Source organism: Micrococcus sp. iso_26, assembly GCF_056172975.1.
The window spans coordinates 978,717-995,429 of sequence record NZ_CM149652.1 but is presented as its reverse complement, the minus strand read 5'-3'; the positions used below and the strand labels follow the sequence as shown (position 1 = coordinate 995,429).

The window sequence follows — 16,713 nt, the reverse complement described above, 5'->3', positions numbered from 1 at the left end:
ATGCCGCCCCCAAGATCGTCGACGCGGTTCGTCACGTTCCCGGGGCCGGGCCGCGGTCGGTGCCCGGCCCGGCCCCGGTCGTGTGACGAACGGCTCAGCGGCCTCCGGCGGCTCCCCTCGGGGCCTCGGCGAGGGCGGACCGCAGCCGGTCCAGGGCGATCCGCGCCACCAGCGGATGCGGCAGCAGGGGGTCGGTGACCGCGTCCGCGCCGGCCTCGCCGAGTCGGTCGTGGAAGTACCCGGGGGCCAGCAGGTGGGCGGCCACCACGGCGCGACGGCCGGCGGCGCGCACCCGGGAGACGGCGTCGGGCACACGGGGGGTGGCCGCCGCCCCGAACGCAGCGGTCACGGGCAGTCCCGTGGCCCGGGCCAGGGCCCCGGCCAGGGCGTGCACCTGGGCCTGGCCGTCCGCGGCGCGGGTGCCGGCCGCCGCCAGGATGACGTCCGATGTCGCGGCCTCACCGGCCGGCACCGCCCGGGCCACCCGCTCGGCCAGAACGGTCACCAGGCGCGGCTCGACGTCGTCCCCGGCCCCGGCCAGCGGTGCGGCGGCGATCGTGCCGGGTCGGGCGGCTGCGGCGTGGTGGATGTCGTGGTGGACGTGATGGCCCAGGGACAGCAGCAGCGGCACGATCACGGCCGGCTCCCCCGGGGGCAGGGCCGCCACGACCTCGTCGAGGGAGGGGCTCTGCACGTCCACGTAGGCCTCGTGGACCTGGGCGCCCGGCCCCTCGGCGGCCAGGAGGGCCGCCAGGTCGGCACGGAGGCCGTCGATCACGTCGCGGCCGGCCGCGTCGTGCGTGCCGTGGGCGCAGGCGATCACGTGCAGCACGGGCGCGCTCATGCCGAGCCCACCGCGTCGGCCCACACGTTCTGCGGCCCGCCGCTCACCGGCGGATCACCTTGTGCTGGGCGGCCTGGGCGACCGGCCGCATCACGATCTGATCCAGGTTCACGTGGTGGGGCAGCTCGACGGCGTGGACGCACACCTCGGCGACGTCCTCGGCGGTGAGCGGCTTCTCCACGCCCGCATACACGGCGTCCGCGGCGGACTGGTCGCCGCCCAGGCGGTTGCGGGAGAACTCCTCGGTGTGGACCATGCCCGGGAGCACCTCGATCACCCGCACGTTGTGCTCGGCCTCCTCCAGGCGCAGCGCGCCGGTGAGCCCGTGCTGGCCCATCTTCGCGGCGTTGTAGCCGGCGCCGCCCTCGTAGGCGGTGACGGCGGCGGTCGAGGTCAGGTTGAGCACGGTGCCCTCGCCGTGGGCGCGGAGCATGGGCAGGAACGCCTGGCACATCGTCAGGGTGCCGAGCACGTTGACGCGGTACATCCACTCCCAGTCGGCGCGGTCGCCCACGCCCACCGCGTCCGTGCCGAGCGCTCCGCCGGCGATGTTGACGAGGGTGTCGGCGCCGCCGTCGGCCTCGACGCGCGAGGCCAGCGCGGCGACGGCGGCCTCGTCCGTGACGTCCAGGGCGGCGGGGACGACGTCGCCGCTCACGCCCTCGGCCCGGGCGTCGGCAGCGAGGGTCTCGAGGCGCTCGGCCCGGCGGCCGACGGCGTACACGCGCCAGCCGCGGCGGGCGAGCTCGAGGGCCGTGGCGCGGCCGATGCCGCTCGTGGCCCCCGTCACGACGGCGGCGCGGGCGGGGTTCTTCGCAGGTTCATGGGTGTGGCTCACGCCTCCGACCGTAGCCGAGCCGTGCCGTTCGGAGCACCGCCCCGTTCACCTCCGCCAGGTCGACCGACTGGAAGGGCGGGACGTCCCGGGCATCGTCGCAGGCCCGGCCCGCCGCCCCGGTCATGGGAGGATGGCAGGCATGGCTGAGAACACGCAGGGCACAGACACGCCCATCGACGCATCGACCCCGTCCACCCCCGCCGCCGGCGCCGTGGCCGTGCCGGACAAGCCGGCCCTCGAAGGCCTCGAGGAGAAGCTGACCGCCCGCTGGGCCGACGAGCGCACCTACGCGTTCGACACGCAGACCACCCGCGAACAGGTCTACTCGATCGACACTCCCCCGCCGACCGCCTCCGGCTCGCTGCACGTGGGCCACGTCTTCTCCTACACGCAGACCGACGTGCTCGCCCGCTACCAGCGCATGAACGGCAAGAACGTGTTCTACCCGATGGGCTGGGACGACAACGGCCTGCCCACCGAGCGCCGTGTGCAGAACTACTACGGCGTCCGCTGCGACCCCGCCAAGCCGTACGTGGAGGGCTACCGCCCGCCGGAGAAGCCGGCGAAGAACCAGCGCGACTGGGACGTGATCTCCCGCAGGAACTTCATCGAGCTCTGCGAGGAGCTCGCCGTCGAGGACGAGAAGGTCTTCGAGGACCTCTTCACCCGTCTCGGCCTGTCCGTCGACTGGGACATGACCTACCGGACCATCGACGACGTCTCCCGCGCCGTCTCCCAGCGCGCCTTCCTGGCCGGCATCGCCTCGGGCGACGCCTATCTGGCCGAGGCCCCCACCATGTGGGACGTGACCTTCCGCACCGCCGTGGCCCAGGCCGAGCTCGAGGACCGCGAGGTCCCCGGCGCCTACCACCGCTACGCCTTCACCGCTGCGGACGGCGAGCAGGTCTTCATCGAGACCACCCGCCCCGAGCTGCTGGCCTCCTGCTCCGGCCTGGTCGCCCACCCGGACGACGAGCGCTACCAGCACCTGTTCGGCACGACCGTCACCTCCCCGCTGTACGGCGTGGAGGTGGAGGTCTTCCCGCACCCGCTGGCCAAGCCGGACAAGGGCTCCGGCATCGCCATGGTCTGCACCTTCGGCGATCTCAACGACGTCACCTGGTGGCGCGAGCTGCAGCTGCCCACCCGCACCCTGATCGGCCGTGACGGCCGGTTCGCCGCCGACGCCCCCGAGTGGATCACCACGGACGCCGGCCGACAGGCCTATGCGGACACCGTGGCCGGCAAGACCGTGTTCTCCGCCAAGCAGGGTGTGGTGGACGCCCTCACCGCGGCCGGCCTGCTGGACGGAGAGCCGAAGAAGATCATGCACGCCGTGAACTTCTACGAGAAGGGCGACAAGCCGCTCGAGGTCGTCACCTCCCGCCAGTGGTACATCCGCAACGGCGGCCGCGACGCCGACCGCCGCGCGGAGCTGATCGAGCGCGGCCGCGAGCTCTCCTGGCACCCGGAGCACATGCGCCACCGCTACGAGAACTGGGTCGAGGGCCTCAACGGTGACTGGCTCGTCTCCCGCCAGCGCTTCTTCGGGGTGCCGATCCCGGTCTGGTACCCGCTGGACGCGGAGGGTGAGCCCGACTATGAGAACCCGATCCTCCCGGCCGACGAGCAGCTCCCCGTGGACCCGGCCGCCGAGGCCGCCCCGGGCTACTCCGAGGACCAGCGCGACGTCCCCGGCGGCTTCACCGGCGACCCGGACGTCCTGGACACCTGGGCCACCTCCTCGCTGACCCCGCAGATCGTGGGCCGCTGGTCCCGTGACGAGGCGTTCTTCAACAACGTCTTCCCGTTCGATCTGCGCCCGCAGGGCCACGACATCATCCGCACCTGGCTGTTCTCCACCGTGGTGCGCGCCCACGCCCTCAACGGCTCCGTGCCGTGGACGGACACCGCGCTCTCCGGCTGGATCCTCGACCCGGACCGCAAGAAGATGTCCAAGTCCAAGGGCAACGTGGTGGTCCCGACCGACATCCTGGACCAGTTCGGCTCGGACGCCGTCCGCTACTGGGCCGCCTCGGCCCGCCTCGGCGCGGACACCGCCTACGAGGTGGCGCAGATGAAGATCGGCCGCCGCCTGGCCATCAAGCTGCTCAACGCCGCCAAGTTCGTGCTGAACCTGGGCGCCACGCAGGACGCCGTCATCCGTACGGCCGACGACGCCGCGGCCGTCACCAACCCGCTGGACGCCTCCCTGCTGACGCGCCTCGCGGCCACCGTGGAGCAGGCGACCCGCGCGTTCGAGGCCTACGACTACGCACGTGCCCTCAACGTGACCGAGCAGTTCTTCTGGGCCTTCACGGACGACTACGTGGAGCTCGTGAAGGACCGTGCCTACGGTGGCCACGGCGAGGCCGAGCAGGCCTCGGTGGTGACCACGCTGGCCACCACCCTGGACGCCCTGCTGCGTCTGCTGGCCCCGTTCCAGCCGTTCGCCACCGAGGAGGTGTGGAGCTGGTGGCGCGCCGGCTCCGTGCACACCGCCGCGTGGCCGGGCGCCGCGGACGAGGTGGCGTCCCTGTCCTTCGCCGCCTCCGCCGGCGACGCCGAGGTCCTGCCCACCGTGGCGCAGGTCCTGGGTGGCATCCGCAAGGCGAAGTCCGAGGCCAAGGTGAAGCAGCGGACCGAGGTGCGCTCCGCCGTGGTGACCGGACCGGCCGACTGGCTCGAGAAGCTGCGCGGCGGCCTGGCGGACCTCAAGGCGGCCGGCAACATCGCGGACCTGTCCCTCACGCAGGGCGAGGCCGGCGAGTCCGCGCCCCTGACCGTCTCCGACGTGCAGCTCGCACCGGTCGACGACGACTGACCCGCGCCGCGCGTTCCCGGACGGTGTCTCGGGAGCGCACGCGGCACGACGACGGCCCCGTCGCCCATCACGGGCGGCGGGGCCGTCGTCGCGCCCGTGCTGCAAACCCGAGTCTGCCGTCAGCGTGGGATGTTCGTGGCCCGGATCCGGTAGGGCACAGCACGCGTCGGACAGTCCGCCGCCGGATCGGAGTTCGTCGGGAGGCGGCCCTCCCGGGGGTGTCGTGGTGCACCTCCCGGTCGTGCTCCTGCCGCATGTCGCAGTGCGGTCACCGCGGCAGGGGTGGACACTGAGAGGATGAGACCGACACCCGATCCCGCCCCGGCCGGCCGCCGCGCCTGCGACTCCTCCGCCCGGCGGATGTCCGCCGCCCTCGCCGCCATGGGCGTGCTCCACTTCGTCCGACCTGAGCCCTTCGACGGGCTGATCCCGCCGTTCCTGCCCGGCTCGGCCCGCGCGTGGACCCACGGCTCCGGCGTGGCCGAGCTGGCCGTGGCGGGTCTGCTGGCCGTCCCGCGCACCCGGCGCGCGGGCGGACGCGCCGCGCAGGCGCTCTTCCTCGGCGTGTGGCCCGGCAATGCGTGGATGGCCTGGCGGTGGCGACGCCGGCCCTGGCCGGCGCAACTGGTCTCCCTCGGGCGGCTGCCCCTGCAGGTCCCCCTGATCCGCGCGGCCGGCAGAGTGGCGCGCAGCTGACCCCCGCCGCCCCGCACCCCGACGACGCCGGCCCCACACCTTCGCGCTGAAGGTGTGGGGCCGGTCTCGTGCGAGCCGGGGGCTCAGTCGAACTGCGGATCCGTGGTGCGGGCCCGCTTGATCTCGTAGAAGTACGGGAAGTCGGCCAGGGCGACGGCGCCGTCGAAGATGCGGCCCGCCTCCTCGCCGCGCGGGATGCGGGTCATCACGGGACCGAAGAAGGCCGTGCCGTTGAACGCCACGACGGGCGTGCCGACGTCGTTGCCCACGAGGTCCTCCGCCTCCTTCTGGCTGGCGCGCAGCTGCTCGTCGGCCACGTCGGTGCGGGCGGCGTCCAGGATGTCCGCGTCGTGGCCCAGCTCCTCGAGGGCCTCGGCCACCACGGCCTCGTAGTCCGTGCGGCCCTGCTCGTGGATGCGGGTGCCGACCGCGGTGTACCACGGGCCGAGCGCCTCGGCACCGTGCCGCTCGCGCACCTGCACGGCGGCGCGGGCCGGCAGCCAGGCCTTCTCGAGGCGGGCCAGGTAGTCGGGGTCCAGGTCGCGGCCCTCGTTCAGGACGGCGAGCGACATGATCTTGAAGACCACCCGCACGTCGCGCACCTTCTGGACCTCCAGGATCCACCGGGAGGTGATCCAGGCGAACGGGCACGTGGCGTCGAAGTAGAAGTCGACGGTGGGCTGCTGCGTGGTGTCGGTCATGCTGTGCTCCTTGCGGTCAGGGAGCCGTCTCGGCTCCGGTCGGTCCTGCTGGGCGACGGCGGTCAGGCGCTCCGGCCGCGTCGACGTCGTTCCACCTCGGCCGGGATGAGCGTGGGCTCGGCCTCGCCGCGCACCACGTCCCCGGAGATGACGACCGTGCCCACATCCGAACGGGAGGGCAGCTCGAACATCACGGGCTTGAGGACGTTCTCCATGATGGAGCGCAGGCCGCGGGCGCCGGTGCCGCGGGCCTCGGCCTGGGCGACGACGGCGTCCAGGGCGTCCTGCTCGAACTCGAGCTCCACGCCGTCCATGAGGAACATCTTCTGGTACTGCTTGAGCAGGGCGTTCCTCGGTTCGGTCAGCACCCGCACGAGCTGTTCGTGCGTGAGGTCCTCGACAGTGGTGATCACGGGCAGGCGGCCGATGAACTCGGGGATGAGGCCGAACTTCAGCAGGTCCTCCGGCCGCACGTCCGCGTAGGTGACGTCCCCCGCGCCCAGGTGGTTCAGGGGCGCGCCGAACCCGATGCCCTTGCGTCCGGCACGGGAACCGATGATCTCGTCCAGGCCCGCGAACGCGCCCGCCACGATGAACAGCACGTTGGACGTGTCGATCTGCAGGAACTCCTGGTGGGGGTGCTTGCGCCCGCCCTGCGGCGGCACCGACGCCACCGTGCCCTCGAGGATCTTCAGCAGGGCCTGCTGCACCCCCTCGCCGGAGACGTCCCGGGTGATGGAGGGGTTCTCGGACTTCCGCGAGATCTTGTCGATCTCGTCGATGTAGATGATGCCCTGCTCGGCCTTCTTCACGTCGTAGTCCGCGGCCTGGATGAGCTTGAGGAGGATGTTCTCCACGTCCTCGCCCACATAGCCGGCCTCGGTGAGGCTGGTGGCGTCCGCGACCGCGAACGGGACGTTGAGCCGCCGGGCGAGGGTCTGCGCGAGATACGTCTTGCCGGAGCCGGTGGGGCCGACCATGAGGATGTTCGACTTGCCGACCTCGACGTCCGCGAGGTCGTCCCGCTCGGTGAGGCGGTCGGCCAGGTCACCGCCCCGCGCCTGCGGCCCACGCACGCGCTTGTAGTGGTTGTACACGGCGACGGCGAGGGAACGCTTGGCCGCCTCCTGACCGATCACGAAGCTCTCGAGGTGGTCGAAGATCTCCTGCGGGGTGGGCAGGACGGTCTCGTCCGCCTCCGCCGCCTCGCCGAGCTCCTCCTCGATGATCTCGTTGCACAGCTCGATGCACTCGTCGCAGATGTAGACACCCGGGCCGGCGATGAGCTTGCGCACCTGCTTCTGGCTCTTCCCGCAGAACGAGCATTTCAGCAGGTCAGCGCTCTCTCCGATACGCGCCATGGTGGTACTCCTCGAAGGCCGGGCGGAGACGTCCGCCCCGCGCGGGCGTCGTCGCTGTCAGATTCCGTCCAGCATACGGCCGTGGACGGACACGTTAAGGGACCGGGTCCCCGGTCGGCGCCGAGGGGCCCGGCCGCGCGGCCGGACCCCTCGGCGGGCGTCGTCGGTCAGGCAGACGGGCGGGTGATCTTGCGGGAGGCGAGGACCTCGTCCACGAGGCCGTACTCGAGGGCCTGCTCGGCCGAGAGGAACTTGTCCCGGTCGATGTCCTGCGAGACCTCCTCGGGCGTGCGGTTGGTGAGGGAGGCCAGCGTCTCCTCCATCCACACGCGCATCCGGTTGATCTCCTGGGCGTGGATCTGCAGGTCCGTGGCGGTGCCGCGGTCGCCCTGCATCGCCGGCTGGTGGATCAGCACGCGCGCGTTGGGCAGCGCCAGACGCTTGCCGGGGGCGCCCGCGGCCAGCAGCACGGCCGCGGCGGAGGCGGCCTGGCCCAGGCACACGGTCTGCACCTCGGGGCGGATGAACTGCATGGTGTCGTAGATCGCCGTCATGGCCGTGAACGAGCCGCCCGGCGAGTTGATGTACAGGGTGATGTCACGTTCGGAGTCCATCGCCTCGAGCACGAGCAGCTGGGCCATCACGTCGTCGGCCGACGCGTCGTCCACCTGCGCGCCGAGGAAGACGATGCGGTCCTCGAAGAGCTTGGCGTAGGGGTCCTGACGCTTGAAGCCGTAGGGGGTGCGCTCCTCGAACTGCGGGAGGATGTAGCGCGCGTCCGGCGTGGGCAGGGAGGGCATCCCGGTGGGGAGCCCGGCGGGGAACTGGGTCATTCTTGGTCTCCTGGAGAGGGTCGGGACGGTCCGGGCCGGGCTCAGCCCCGGACGCCGCCGCCGCCGGTCACGGACGCGGCACGGTCGGCGATGTGGTCGATGAAGCCGTACTCGAGGGCCTCCTGCGCGGTGAACCACTTGTCACGCGCGTTGTCCTCGAGGATGGTCTCCACGGACTGGCCGGTCTGCTCGGCGGTCAGCTCCGCCATCACCTGCTTCATGTGCAGGATCAGCTGGGCCTGGATGCGGATGTCCGACTCGGTGCCGCCGATGCCGCCGGAGGGCTGGTGCATCAGCACGCGGGCGTGGGGGGTGGCGTAGCGCTTGCCCTTGGTGCCGGAGGCGAGCAGGAACTGGCCCATGGACGCGGCGAGGCCGGTGGCCACCGTCACGACGTCGTTGGGGATGTACTGCATCGTGTCGTAGATCGCCATGCCCGCGGTGACGGAGCCGCCCGGGGAGTTGATGTACAGGTAGATGTCCTTCTCCGGGTCCTCGGCCGAGAGCAGGAGCAGCTGGGAGCAGATCGCGTTGGCGTTGTCGTCACGGACGTCCTCGCCCAGCCAGACGATGCGCGACTTCAGCAGCTGGGTGTAGAGGAAATCCTCGCGCTGCGCCGGGTCCACCGAACGCATGCTGGGGGTGATGTCGGTCATCACTTCCGCCTTCCTGTCGAGATGTCCACGGGCCTCCCGAACGGCGGCCGCTCGCGCGGACGGACGGGTCCCTGATCGAGTCCGACACTAGCCGGGCGTCCGGGCCAGCGCGCGGGACGCCGTCGGCGTTTCGCTGTTGGCGCAGGTTGTCGCGGACCCCGCCCGGGGCCGCCCACCGGGGCCCCGGGACGACGACGGCGCCCCCACCGGCGTGGGCGGGGGCGCCGTCGTCGTGGCTCGGCGGGGGTGCGTCCCCACCGGCCGGGATCAGGCCTGCTCGGCCGCCGCGGCGTCGTCGGCCTCGGCCTCGGCGTCGAGGGCCTCCTGGCCGCCCGGGGTCACGAACGCCGTCAGGTCGACGGCCTTGCCGTCGGTGTCGGTGACCTCGGCGTACTCGAGGACCTTGGCCAGGGCCTTGCGGCGGCGGACCTCGCCCATGATCATCGGGATCTGCCCGCCCTGGTCGAGCATCATGGCGAACTGGTTCGGGTCCATGCCGTACTCGGAGGAGGTGGCGATGATGTACTCGATCAGCTCACCCTGGTCGACCGTGACCTCCTCGGCCTCGGCGACCTCGTCCAGGATGACCTCGTTGGCGAACGCCTCGCGGGTGTTCTGCTCGAGCTCGGCACGGTGCTCGGCGGTGTCGTGGTCGTCGCCCGCGGTGTGGCCGCCGGCGGAGAAGTGCTGCTCGACCTGCTCGGCGATGACGCCGTCCGGCACCGGGACCTCGACGAGCTTGGCCAGCTCCTCGAGGACCTTGTCGCGGGCCTCGACGCCCTGGCGGTTCACGGCCTCCTCGGCGGCCTGCTTCTTCAGGTCCTCCTTGAGCTCGGCGATGGTGTCGAACTCGGAGGCCAGCTGGGCGAACTCGTCGTCGGCCTCGGGCAGCTCGCGCTCCTTGACGGCCGTCAGCTCCAGCTTGACCACGGCGGTCTCGCCGTCGTGCTCGCCGCCGTTGAGCGTGGTCTCGAAGGTGGCGTCCTCGCCGGCGGACAGGCCGTCGAGGGCCTCGTCGATGCCCTCGAGCATGGTGCCGGCGCCCACCTGGTAGGACAGGCCCTCGGCCTGGTCGACCTGCTCGCCGTCGACCGTGGCGGTCAGGTTCATCGTGACGAAGTCGTCCTGGGCGGCCGGGCGGTCCACATCCTTGAGGGAGCCGAAGCGCGAGCGCAGGGCGTCGAGGGCCTTCTGCTCGTCCTCCTCGGTGGCCTGGGCGGGCTCCACCGTCACCTTGAGGCCCTTGTAGTCGGGCAGCTCGATGGTCGGGCGCACGTCGAACTCGGCGGTGAAGGCCACCGGGCCCTCGGCGTTCTCCGCGTCCGGGGTGGCGGTCACGTCGACCTCGGGGCGGGAGATCGGCGTGACCTCGGCCTCGGCGATGGCGGCGGAGAACCAGGTGTTCAGGCCCTCGTTGACGGCCTGGTCCACGACGATCTCGCGGCCGAAGCGCTGCTCGATCAGGCGCGCCGGGATCTTGCCCTTGCGGAAGCCCGGGATCTGGACCTGGTTGGCGATGTCCTTGAACGCCTTGTCCAGGGCGGGCTTCACCTCCTCGAACGGCACCTCGACGGTCAGCTTGACGCGGGTCGGGCTGAGGTTCTCTGCGGTGGACTTGACCACGGATGACTCCTGTTGGTGGTGGTGGATGGTCTTGACGTCGAGTCGGGGTGACAGGATTTGAACCTGCGGCCTCACGCTCCCAAAGCGCGCGCTCTACCAAGCTGAGCTACACCCCGCCGTCGTCCCCGACGCCGGCGGGCTCACGCGGTGGAGGCTCGCCGGACACCCGAGGGACTGCCCGAGGGCAGACTGTGGAATCCTAGCGCGCCGTCTCGCGCCCCGCGAAAAGCCGCGACCGCCGGCCCGTGAAGCCGTCCATCGTGGCGTTGACCCCGAGGACGTCCATTGCGCGGTCGAAGACGGGCGCCGGCAGGGCGCGCAGGGGCGCGATCAGACCGACGGCGCGCGGCAGCAGCAGGCGGGTGCGGCCGGCCTCGACGGCGTCCAGCACCTCCTGCGCCACGTGGCGCGGATCCAGCACGGGCAGCAGCCAGGGCACCCGGCTGCGCACGCCCGCGAACATCCCGGTGTCGATGTAGAAGGGGCAGACGGCGAGGGAGGTGACGCGGCTGCCGTCCTTGCGCAGCTCCGCGGCGAGGGACTCGGCGAAGCCGACCGCGGCGTGCTTGGTGGCGGAATAGTCCGTCTGGCGCGCGACGCCGACCAACCCCGCGGCCGAGGCCACCGTGACCACGGCCCCGCGGTCCCGGGCCCGCATTCCGGGCAGGACCGCCCGGGTCAGCCAGTACGGCGCGAGTGCGTTCACCTCGAAGGTGCGGCGGATGCCCTCCTCCGTGGCGTCCTCGAGGCGCACGCCCGTCACGACGCCCGCGTTGTTCACGGCGACGTCCACCTCTCCGGCGCGGGCGGCGGCGGCCTCGACGGCGGCCGCGTCCGTCACGTCCACGCGCTCGGCCTGGGCGTCCGCGCCCTGAGACCGGATCTCGGCGGCGACGGCCTCAGCCCCCTGCAGGTCGAGGTCCCAGACGACGACGCGGCCCGCGCCGCGGCGGGCGGCCCCCAGGGCGATCAGTCGACCGATGCCGGACGCGCCGCCCGTCACGAGGACGGTGGCGCCGCGCAGGGACAGGGGACGACGGCCGGCGAGGGCGGACGCGGCCCTGCGGAGGGCGGGACGGGAGCCGTGCATCATGCCTCTTCCCCCACGGCCGACGCGGGCCCGCCGTGATACGGTGTCAGCCGCTGGTCCGCGCCGAGCGCGGCCCCGCGGGGATGTAGCTCAATGGTAGAGCCCCAGTCTTCCAAACTGGCTACGCGGGTTCGATTCCCGTCATCCCCTCCGGACCTCATGAGCCGGGTCATCGTGTGCACACGATGGCCCGGCTCATGGCTTTCTCGGGTGCGTCGTCGTCCGCGCCGGTGCCTTGACCGCTGTGCCCGGTCGGGCCTGCTACAGGCCCCTCAGCTCTGACAGGTGAGGCACCGGTAGAGCTTCCGGGCCGCCATCTCCTCCACCACGATCGTCTCGCGCCCGCACACGAGGCAGGCCAGGCCCTGCCGCTGGTACACGTAGTTCGCGTGCTCGGGCCAGGCCGATTCGGCAGGGATCCCCGGCCGGTGCTCGGGCCGCGTGGTGACGATCCGCCCGAGCCGCACGCCCTCCCGCATGAGCGCGGCGTTGTCCGCCCAGAGGAATGCCAGGTCCGACGCGGAGACCTCCCGGGCCGGCCGCCACGGGTCGATGCCGGCGCGGAACAGCGCCTCGGCCCGGAAGATGTTGCCGATCCCGCTGACGGCCGCCTGGTCCATCAGCACGACGCCGATCGGCCGCCGTGTCCGCCGGGCGAGGTCGTAGAACGGCGCGGGATCGTCGTCGCTCAGCGGATCCGGGCCCAGGCCGGCGACGACGTCGGCAGCCTCGGCCGGAGTGAGCGCGCGGCACCGGCTCGCGCCGATCAGGTCGGCCCAGCCGTGCTCGGCGCGCAGTCGCAGCCGGACCGTGGCGGCCGGCGGCGGGGGCTGGACCCAGCCGTTGGCGTCGCGAGCGGGCTCGGCGGCCGGGGCGCCGTCGTCGTGGACCTCCCGCTCGCCGATCCGGCGGGGTGCGCCGATCGAGGACGCGGCCGCGAAGTCCTGATCCCCGCCGAAGGTCCACGCCCCGTACATGCCCAGGTGGACGTGGAGCACGTGGCCGCCGGAGACGTCGGCGAAGAAGTGCTTGCCGTGGGCCCGGGCGCGCTTCAGGACCTGGCCGTCGAGCAGGGCGGCCCCCTCGGCGAAGCGGCCCTGCGGACTCGTGGCGCGGATCCGGCGGCCGCCGAAGACGTCGGTGAACTGGCGCGCGAGACGGTGGACGGAGTGGCCCTCAGGCACTCACATCAGCACCTCTCCGGTGGTCTCGTAGTGCGCGATCTTCCCGATGCGGCGCACGTGGCGCTCGTCCTGGGAGAACGGTTCGGCCAGGAACGCCTCGATGAGCTCGGTGGCCTCCTCGAGCGAGTGCTGTCGACCGCCGACGGCCACGACGTTCGCGTCGTTGTGCGCGCGGGCCAGCCGCGCCGTGTCCAGGTTCCAGGCCAGGGCGGCTCGGACGCCGGCCACCTTGTTGGCGGCGATCTGCTCGCCGTTGCCGGAGCCGCCCAGCACGATGCCGAGCGAGTCCAGTCCCTGCTCGCGGTCGGCGACGACGGCGCGGGCGGCGTTGATGCAGAAGCCCGGGTAGTCGTCCTGCGCGTCGTACTCGGTGGGTCCGTGGTCCACCATCTCGTAGCCAGCGGCGGTGAGGTGCTCCACCAGGTGGGCGGACAGCTCCATGCCGGCGTGGTCGGTGGCGATGTGGACGCGCATGCGCAGACTCCTCCAGAAGGACGACGGTCGGGTGGGGTCAGTCTACTGACGGCCCCACCCGACCCCCTGCCCCGGGGCGGGCCGGCTCAGATCAGCGCGACCGATCGCTCGGGCTCGCGCACCGGCATGGGCTCGGGCTCCCCACTCGCCGAGGAGAGGAAGCCCTCCCCGGTGAAGTGGCCGTTGCGGGCGCGGAAGTCGTAGGCGTAGTCGGGCCAGATCAGCGTCAACTTGCCCGAGCGGGGGTCGACGTACCAGGAGTGGCAGCCGCCGTCCACGAGCCACACCGAGGTGGCGGCCCGCTCCTGGAGACGGTCCACGTACTCCTCCTGGGCGAGTGTCTCGGGGACCATCGTCCTAATTCCCTCGTGCTCCACCCGGTCCAGGGCCTCCAAGATGTACGCGATCTGCGACTCGATGATGTAGACGATCGAGTTGTGCCCCAGCGAGGTGTTCGGCCCGTTGATGGCGAACAGATTCGGGAATCCCGCCACGGCCGTGGAGTCGAACGCCGCCATGCCGCTGCTCCAGTGATCGGCCAGGGAACGGCCCTCACCGTCGTGGACGCGCTCGGCGAACGGCGGCTGGGCCGCCTCGAAGCCGGTGCAGAGGACGACGACGTCGACCTCGTACCCGTGACCGCTCACGCCGAACAGCCGGCTCCCCTCGACGCGGTCCAGCGCGCTGTCCTCCAGGGTGACGTTGTCCCGGGCCATGGCCGGGTAGTAGTCGTTGGAGACGAGCACACGCTTGCAGCCCGGCAGGTACCGCGGCGTGAGGCGCTCGCGGAGCTCGGGGTCAGAGACCGCGGCGGCCAGGTGCCCGAGGGCCTGGGCCCGGACCTGGTCCAGTGCGGCCGGCACACCGCGGCGCTGGGCATAGTTCGACTCGGCGAACCAGAAGATGTCGTCGCGCTCGCGCTGCATGGTGTGCGGGGCGCGCTCGAACATGCGGCGCACGGCCGCGGAGTACGGCTTGACCACGCGCGGGGTGACCCACGCGGGGGTGCGCTGGAAGACGACGAGCTCGGCCGCCGTCGCCGCCAGCTCGGGGATGACCTGGATCGCGGAGGCGCCGGTGCCGACGACGGCGACACGCTTGCCCTTCAGGTCCACCGTGTGGTCCCAGCGGGCGGAATGGATGACCTCGCCCTCGAAGGCGTCGAGACCCGGGACGTCCGGCAGGCGGGGGTCGGCGAGGTGCCCGGTGCCCATGATGAGCCAGCGTCCCGTGTAGGTCCCGCGCGGCGTCCGCACCGTCCACCGCTCCGTCTCGGGGTCCCAGTGCGCTTCGAGCATGTCCGCCCCGAGACGCAGGTGCGGGGTGAGGCCCTCGTCCTCGGAGAAGCGCACGAGGTAGTCCTGGATCTCCGGACCCGGTGTGTAGAAGCCCGACCACTGCGGGTTCGGCGCGAAGGAGAAGCTGTAGAGGTGGCTCGGGACGTCGCACGCGGCACCCGGGTAGGTGTTGTCCCTCCAGGTCCCGCCGACCTGCTGGGCGCGGTCCAGGATGAGGAAGTCCTCGCGGCCGTGACGCCGCAGCTGGGCGCCCATGCCGAGGCCGGCGAATCCGGAGCCGATGATGAGGATCTCGGCGGACTCGTCGCGCGGTGCGGGGCGCACGTCGGTGGTGGTGGTCATGGCGGTGGTCATGGCTGGCCCCTCTCTCAGGCGTGGGTCTCGGGGATGATCGCGCCGGCCGGGTGGCGGTCGGGCTCGCGCAGGTACAGGTCGACGATCTGCATGAGTTCGGCCGGGCGCTCGAGGAAGAAGGCGTGGCCGCTCGTCATGGTCGTCAGCCGCGCGTCGTCGATGATGCCGAGCAGCTCGTACTGGTGATGGGGCGGGACCATGATGTCCTCGGCACAGGAGACGATCAGTGTCCGCGCGGTGACGGCGGAGAGACGGTCGGCGACGTCCACGCGGGCGTTCAGGTCCATCTGCCGGGCGGTGAACTCGTCCGCGGTCAGGGAGGCGAGCGCCCCGTCGAGCATGGCCGGGGTCAGGGAGCGCAGGGCCAGCGGGGACAGGCCGCAGAAGGCCGTGTAACGGGCCAGGGCATCAGGGCTCGTGGCGTACAGGTGCCGCCAGACCTCGTTGCGCAGGCGCTGGTGGACATCCGTCGTCGCCCAGCCGGCCACGAGCACGAGGTTCTCCACACGGCGACCGAGGTCGGCGGCCAGCTGCCCGGCCACGACGGCGCCGAGTGAGTAGCCCAGCAGGTCGAACGCGGCGTCGGGGCCGAGGAGCTCGTCGACGACAGCCCGCACCTGGCCGACCAGCAGGTCGACGGTCAGGTCTGCGGCGGGGTCGGCCGTCGGCGCCCAGTCCACGGCGATGACGCGCGTCCGCGTGGCCATCATCGGGAACAGGTGGCCGAAGTGCGAGGCGGTCGTCCCGCCCGTGCCGTGGACCAGCACGAGAGGCCGGTCGAGCTCCCCGGGTGTCACCGAGTCGTGGCAGGTGACGGAGGCACCGTCCACGCTGACGGTGCGCGTGACGGTCGATGCGGTCAGTGGCATGAGGCTCCTCCTGGAAACCGATATGTGGACTATGGGGCCCGACACCTGCGATGTGACGCGCCCTACATTTCCCAGCATGGCGCTATCAGGCCCAGCAATGCAAGCAGGGGGCTAGGTCGCTCAGTCCATCTAATGGAACTAGCTCTGACGCCGGAGCTGCGGCACGATGGACCGGTGACCCCTTTGCCCCCGCCCACCGGCGTCCTGCCCCGTGCCGCCCTCGTGATGCGTCTGCTGCACGAGGCCGGACCCGCCGGCCTGCGGCTGAGCCAGCTCGTCCAGCGGACGGGTCTGCCCCAGCCCACCGCCCATCGGCTGCTGGCCGACCTGGCGGAGCAGGGTGCTGTGACCCGGCGCGGGGCCGCCTATGCACTCGGTGATCGGTGGGGCCCGGTCGGGTTCGAACCGGTGACGCCGCGGTGCCTGATCGAACGCGAGGCCAGCCGGGCCGTGGTCCAGGCCGCCGCGGACGAGCTGGGGGACACGGTCTACCTGGCGGCACGGGCTGCGGGCGGAGTGGCCTACCTCCTGCGATGCGACGGCGACTCCCCCGTGCGCGTCTTCACCGTGGAGGTCGGCGAGGTCAAGCGGCTTGCCGCCGGGTACGCCGGCATCGCGCTCCTGGCCGCCCTGCCGCCCGAGCGCCGGCGAGCGGAGGTGGACGCGGTCGTCGCCCGGCCTCCCCGCCGCTGGAACCTGACGGATGACGGGGCCCTGCACGACCTGCTGAACACCCTGCTGCGTCAGATGGACGAGCAGGGGTGGTGCGGCGGTGTGCCGGTCGTGCCCGGGGTGGCCGGAGTCGCCTGTGGCGTTCCGGCGCGGACGGGAAGCATCCCCCAGGTGTCCCTCACGGCCTCGGCGGCCGAGCAGCGGATGCCACCGGCACGCGTGCCCGAGGTGGCTGAGGTGCTGCGTGCGGCGGCGACCCGACTGGCCGAGATCGGGGGCTGAGCACGCCGGCTGGCCCGCCCTTCCGCGGCCGTCCACGACGCCCGGGCCAGGTGGCACACTGGGGAGCACCGTGCCATGGCCCCCATCACAGGCGCCCGGCCGTGCCGCATCCAC

Annotated in this window: 15 protein-coding genes and 2 tRNA genes; 4 read left to right on the top strand and 13 right to left on the bottom strand. The window is 72.2% G+C overall.

Annotated elements, in window-relative coordinates; genetic code table 11:
- Window positions 1–94: 94 nt before the first annotated feature.
- Both AC0VX0_RS04630 and AC0VX0_RS04625 read right to left on the bottom strand, forming a co-directional pair.
- A complete protein-coding gene (locus tag AC0VX0_RS04630) occupies window positions 95–844 on the bottom strand; it encodes a sirohydrochlorin chelatase (protein ID WP_044659093.1) in 750 nt (249 codons plus the stop codon).
- A gap of 43 nt (window positions 845–887) precedes the next feature.
- On the bottom strand, window positions 888–1,682 hold the full coding sequence (locus AC0VX0_RS04625; protein WP_044659094.1) for an SDR family oxidoreductase: 795 nt from the start codon (window positions 1,680–1,682) through the stop codon (window positions 888–890).
- A gap of 139 nt (window positions 1,683–1,821) precedes the next feature.
- Here AC0VX0_RS04625 and valS point away from each other — a divergent pair, with 139 nt between their 5' ends.
- Together valS and AC0VX0_RS04615 are read left to right on the top strand one after the other, a co-directional pair.
- Window positions 1,822–4,506 (top strand): valine--tRNA ligase, encoded by a 2,685-nt coding sequence (gene valS / locus AC0VX0_RS04620; RefSeq protein ID WP_230282425.1) that lies wholly within the window; start codon window positions 1,822–1,824, stop codon window positions 4,504–4,506.
- 360 nt (window positions 4,507–4,866) lie between these two features.
- A complete protein-coding gene (locus AC0VX0_RS04615; protein ID WP_036316984.1) occupies window positions 4,867–5,202 on the top strand; it encodes a DoxX family protein in 336 nt (111 codons plus the stop codon).
- Between the two features lie 83 nt (window positions 5,203–5,285).
- Here the strand turns inward: AC0VX0_RS04615 and AC0VX0_RS04610 are convergent, their stop codons facing one another.
- The 7 genes from AC0VX0_RS04610 to AC0VX0_RS04580 form a co-directional block, all read right to left on the bottom strand.
- The gene (locus AC0VX0_RS04610; RefSeq protein ID WP_036316880.1) at window positions 5,286–5,903 is read right to left on the bottom strand and encodes a mycothiol-dependent nitroreductase Rv2466c family protein; all 618 of its coding nucleotides are present in this window, start codon (window positions 5,901–5,903) and stop codon (window positions 5,286–5,288) included.
- Window positions 5,904–5,965: 62 nt separating this feature from the next.
- Window positions 5,966–7,264: an ATP-dependent Clp protease ATP-binding subunit ClpX gene (gene clpX, locus AC0VX0_RS04605; RefSeq protein ID WP_036316877.1), complete on the bottom strand. Its 1,299-nt coding sequence runs from the start codon at window positions 7,262–7,264 to the stop codon at window positions 5,966–5,968.
- Between the two features lie 167 nt (window positions 7,265–7,431).
- Window positions 7,432–8,097 (bottom strand): ATP-dependent Clp protease proteolytic subunit, encoded by a 666-nt coding sequence (locus AC0VX0_RS04600; protein ID WP_041104792.1) that lies wholly within the window; start codon window positions 8,095–8,097, stop codon window positions 7,432–7,434.
- Window positions 8,098–8,138: 41 nt separating this feature from the next.
- Complete coding sequence (locus AC0VX0_RS04595; protein ID WP_169577765.1) at window positions 8,139–8,753, bottom strand: ClpP family protease; 615 nt, start codon at window positions 8,751–8,753, stop codon at window positions 8,139–8,141.
- A gap of 267 nt (window positions 8,754–9,020) precedes the next feature.
- Window positions 9,021–10,376 carry a trigger factor gene (tig, locus tag AC0VX0_RS04590; RefSeq protein WP_101965505.1) on the bottom strand — a complete coding sequence of 452 codons (1,356 nt, stop codon included), beginning with the start codon at window positions 10,374–10,376 and terminating at the stop codon, window positions 9,021–9,023.
- A 42-nt stretch (window positions 10,377–10,418) separates the two neighbouring features.
- Window positions 10,419–10,492 (bottom strand) — tRNA-Pro (locus AC0VX0_RS04585).
- A gap of 83 nt (window positions 10,493–10,575) precedes the next feature.
- The gene (locus AC0VX0_RS04580; protein WP_036316872.1) at window positions 10,576–11,469 is read right to left on the bottom strand and encodes an SDR family oxidoreductase; all 894 of its coding nucleotides are present in this window, start codon (window positions 11,467–11,469) and stop codon (window positions 10,576–10,578) included.
- 76 nt (window positions 11,470–11,545) lie between these two features.
- On the opposite strand from AC0VX0_RS04580, the gene AC0VX0_RS04575 reads away from it, so the two are divergent.
- Window positions 11,546–11,616 (top strand) — tRNA-Gly (locus AC0VX0_RS04575).
- 122 nt (window positions 11,617–11,738) lie between these two features.
- Here AC0VX0_RS04575 and AC0VX0_RS04570 read toward each other — a convergent pair.
- The 4 genes from AC0VX0_RS04570 to AC0VX0_RS04555 form a co-directional block, all read right to left on the bottom strand.
- Entirely contained in the window at window positions 11,739–12,650 is a 912-nt protein-coding gene (locus AC0VX0_RS04570; protein WP_475432725.1) for an Fpg/Nei family DNA glycosylase, read from the bottom strand.
- Entirely contained in the window at window positions 12,651–13,124 is a 474-nt protein-coding gene (locus tag AC0VX0_RS04565; protein ID WP_044659097.1) for a ribose-5-phosphate isomerase, read from the bottom strand.
- A gap of 86 nt (window positions 13,125–13,210) precedes the next feature.
- Window positions 13,211–14,776 carry a flavin-containing monooxygenase gene (locus AC0VX0_RS04560; RefSeq protein WP_049146108.1) on the bottom strand — a complete coding sequence of 522 codons (1,566 nt, stop codon included), beginning with the start codon at window positions 14,774–14,776 and terminating at the stop codon, window positions 13,211–13,213.
- 14 nt (window positions 14,777–14,790) lie between these two features.
- Window positions 14,791–15,645 carry an alpha/beta fold hydrolase gene (locus tag AC0VX0_RS04555; RefSeq protein ID WP_049146105.1) on the bottom strand — a complete coding sequence of 285 codons (855 nt, stop codon included), beginning with the start codon at window positions 15,643–15,645 and terminating at the stop codon, window positions 14,791–14,793.
- 174 nt (window positions 15,646–15,819) lie between these two features.
- Here AC0VX0_RS04555 and AC0VX0_RS04550 point away from each other — a divergent pair, with 174 nt between their 5' ends.
- On the top strand, window positions 15,820–16,599 hold the full coding sequence (locus tag AC0VX0_RS04550; RefSeq protein ID WP_169577766.1) for an IclR family transcriptional regulator: 780 nt from the start codon (window positions 15,820–15,822) through the stop codon (window positions 16,597–16,599).
- Window positions 16,600–16,713 lie beyond the last annotated feature (114 nt).

Bases quoted from the DNA above. Each gene is read 5' to 3' on its own strand.
- AC0VX0_RS04615 (WP_036316984.1), top strand. From the start codon at position 4,867: ATGTCCGCCGCCCTCGCCGCCATGGGCGTGCTCCACTTCGTCCGACCT.
- clpX (WP_036316877.1), bottom strand. From the start codon at position 7,264: ATGGCGCGTATCGGAGAGAGCGCTGACCTGCTGAAATGCTCGTTCTGC.
- AC0VX0_RS04565 (WP_044659097.1), bottom strand. From the start codon at position 13,124: ATGCGCGTCCACATCGCCACCGACCACGCCGGCATGGAGCTGTCCGCC.
- AC0VX0_RS04555 (WP_049146105.1), bottom strand. From the start codon at position 15,645: ATGCCACTGACCGCATCGACCGTCACGCGCACCGTCAGCGTGGACGGT.
- AC0VX0_RS04600 (WP_041104792.1), bottom strand. From the start codon at position 8,097: ATGACCCAGTTCCCCGCCGGGCTCCCCACCGGGATGCCCTCCCTGCCC.
- AC0VX0_RS04580 (WP_036316872.1), bottom strand. From the start codon at position 11,469: ATGATGCACGGCTCCCGTCCCGCCCTCCGCAGGGCCGCGTCCGCCCTC.
- AC0VX0_RS04560 (WP_049146108.1), bottom strand. From the start codon at position 14,776: ATGACCACCGCCATGACCACCACCACCGACGTGCGCCCCGCACCGCGC.
- valS (WP_230282425.1), top strand. From the start codon at position 1,822: ATGGCTGAGAACACGCAGGGCACAGACACGCCCATCGACGCATCGACC.
- AC0VX0_RS04595 (WP_169577765.1), bottom strand. From the start codon at position 8,753: ATGACCGACATCACCCCCAGCATGCGTTCGGTGGACCCGGCGCAGCGC.
- AC0VX0_RS04610 (WP_036316880.1), bottom strand. From the start codon at position 5,903: ATGACCGACACCACGCAGCAGCCCACCGTCGACTTCTACTTCGACGCC.
- AC0VX0_RS04630 (WP_044659093.1), bottom strand. From the start codon at position 844: ATGAGCGCGCCCGTGCTGCACGTGATCGCCTGCGCCCACGGCACGCAC.